This window comes from Shewanella sp. T24-MNA-CIBAN-0130 (genome assembly GCF_040310185.1).
Lineage (GTDB): Bacteria > Pseudomonadota > Gammaproteobacteria > Enterobacterales > Shewanellaceae > Shewanella > Shewanella psychromarinicola.
The window spans coordinates 1-232 of sequence record NZ_JBEOPP010000589.1 but is presented as its reverse complement, the minus strand read 5'-3'; the positions used below and the strand labels follow the sequence as shown (position 1 = coordinate 232).

At 43.1% G+C, this 232-nt stretch carries 1 pseudogene; it reads left to right on the top strand.

Features of this window, described 5'->3' with window-relative positions:
* Window positions 1-232: pseudogene (locus AAEZ02_RS23620) on the top strand (peptide synthase); the annotation flags it as partial.

Sequence of the window (232 nt, the reverse complement as noted above, 5' to 3'; positions counted from 1 at the left end):
GCCATATTGTTGATGCTACGCGCGGTAAGCAAAAATTAAAGCGCTTTTATACACTGCCCTGTGAGCGAGTGTTTAATACTCACACTCAAGTCAAACGTTCTGCCATTGTTGGCGTTAATGTGGGCGGGGACGTTGTGCCAGTTATGTGTATCGAATTGCAAAAAGATATTGTTTGCTCAACGGCTAAAGCCCTTTATCAAGAGTTAATAGATTTAGCCGAGCAGTATCCACA